The sequence below is a fragment of the Vibrio sp. Vb0304 genome (assembly GCF_033338995.1).
In the GTDB taxonomy this organism is placed as follows: Bacteria; Pseudomonadota; Gammaproteobacteria; order Enterobacterales; family Vibrionaceae; genus Vibrio; species Vibrio alginolyticus.
Map to the genome: position 1 here is coordinate 1 of NZ_JAWOTT010000069.1, position 1,906 is coordinate 1,906.

The 1,906-nt window shown below is 41.4% G+C and carries 2 protein-coding genes and 1 pseudogene; 1 reads left to right on the plus strand and 2 read right to left on the minus strand.

The window, feature by feature from the left end:
- Positions 1–85 precede the first annotated feature (85 nt).
- Positions 86–259: a hypothetical protein gene (locus tag R7P35_RS23785; RefSeq protein WP_005462086.1), complete on the plus strand. Its 174-nt coding sequence runs from the start codon at positions 86–88 to the stop codon at positions 257–259.
- 112 nt (positions 260–371) lie between these two features.
- On the opposite strand, the gene R7P35_RS23790 is transcribed toward R7P35_RS23785, so the two are convergent.
- Together R7P35_RS23790 and R7P35_RS23795 are read right to left on the minus strand one after the other, a co-directional pair.
- Positions 372–1,307 (minus strand): LysR family transcriptional regulator, encoded by a 936-nt coding sequence (locus R7P35_RS23790; RefSeq protein WP_180830391.1) that lies wholly within the window; start codon positions 1,305–1,307, stop codon positions 372–374.
- Between the two features lie 21 nt (positions 1,308–1,328).
- Positions 1,329–1,906, minus strand: a pseudogene (locus R7P35_RS23795) (arylsulfatase); the annotation flags it as partial.

Consider the following 1,906-nt stretch of genomic DNA (forward strand, 5'->3'; position numbering starts at 1 on the left):
CTCTGACATGATAAAAAAATTCGCATAAGCAGCGGAAGTAAATGGCTTAGTGCTTCTCTAAATAAAGCATAGGGCAGGAGCAAATATGGTTACGCAAAATACCAACTTTTCCCCGGAGCAACCAAAAAATGAAAAAGACGAGCAACAGAATGTAGCAATAGTTGAATTCAATAGCAGTGTGCTCAGCAGGCAATCGACGGATTTTTTGACTCATGAAGAGTTAAAAATGTTGGAAGCCGTGATAGGTATCGCTTTTTAGCTTTTCTCATTAATCAGTTGTATTAAAGCAATGAAAGTGAAAAGAAAGCCGTTGATGAACAACGGCTTTTTTGTCAATAAAATCTGTTGAAAAGTAGGGAGGAATCAACTGATTAAATGATACGTTGTTGACCTTCTAATACTTTAGATTTTATCAACGCTCGCATCGCTCCATGCCTTTTACAGTTCACTTTTCGTTGGTGGTATGCGATTTGATATTGAATAAAGCAAGCGCCAAAAGGGGAAGTAAAATGCTTAATATTAAAGGTTTTTCCCCATTTCTTTGCCAAAGATAGTGGAATGACTCCGATGCAGTCGCTTTGAGCGACGTGGGTGAGAATGCCCAAATAGTTAGATGCGATAGAATCGATATTGTTTGATTTGACGATTAAGCCCAAATGTTTTTCAAACTCAGTATCAAAACTCCATTTACTGGCAAGTACGCAATGTTTTTCGTCGCTTAACATCTCGGTGGAGATGTGCTCGTTAATCCTTGGGTGACCGTTTCGACATATAACAACACAAGGCTCTCGACAAACGTCTTCCACTATAATTGACGCTTCTCTGCTTTCAATATCCCCCAATAGTAAATCCGCTTCATTGCTGTAAAGCAGAGAGAATAAATGGTTTTCACTTAATGTTGACTCATGAAAAAAGACATTTTCAAGCTTGGATTGCTGAGCCGGATAGATATTTGAACAGTAAACATTGTAGGGAGCAGGTTGGGTGATCACGCTATCGATTACACTCAGCGCTTGTTGTAGTTGAGGCAGCCATTTCTGGGCCGTGCTGGTTAGCTCAATATTTCGCCCTCTTTTCGTAAATAACTTTGTGTTTGTTGTGCGCTCTAGTCGTTTAATGGAAGCACTTATCGCTGGCTGAGTTACACCTAATTTATCCGCCGCTTTCGTATAAGAAAGGCACTCGGTCACCACAATAAATGTATTGATTAAGTTTAGGTCAATGGCTTTGGACATCTTGAACTCGAGTAATGAATTGTTGGGGAAATCAACGGGAGTGCGAAGTGACTCCTGAGCCACTATTAACATAATGACTCAGGAGATTTATCGCTATTGAACGATAGAGGTTGTGACTTGTTCAATTTTTTGATTGAACTCGAATGGTGCTTGGTAGTCTTTACTCACCGCGCCACCTTCATCTTCACCAATACCCACGCCATCGTCGAGCGAGAACAAGCGGCTGTTTGTGTTAGGGATAAGTTTCTTCTCAACAAGCTTATCGTTCACGTAGAGATAAACGTTACCGCCTTTACCTCTGCCAGCGGCGTTACCTTTACCACCTTGGCCGTTCTCGTCGTAACGGAATGCTACTTTAATCTCGTTCTTGCCTTCTTTTAGTTTAGAACCAGAGACTTTAGTGTACTCGTAGGTTAACCAGTTATATTCGAAGGTTGGGACGCCGTTTTTCACATATAGCGTCCAACCACCGAAGTTACCGCCTTGCGCGATAATCACACCGTTAGTCTTTGACGCATTGTCTGTTGAAATGTCCGCAACAATATCAAACGATTTATTTTTGATATTTAAGAAGGAGTTTTCAGGGATGCCTCTTGCGCCTTCATAAAGCGTTAGGCTCTTCTTACCAAACAGAGCATCAGGTCGGCCCGCAATTTCTGCGTTCACACGTT

Excerpts from the sequence above, each read along its gene's own strand:
- R7P35_RS23785 (WP_005462086.1), top strand. The coding sequence starts at position 86 with ATGGTTACGCAAAATACCAACTTTTCCCCGGAGCAACCAAAAAATGAA.
- R7P35_RS23790 (WP_180830391.1), bottom strand. The coding sequence starts at position 1,307 with ATGTTAATAGTGGCTCAGGAGTCACTTCGCACTCCCGTTGATTTCCCC.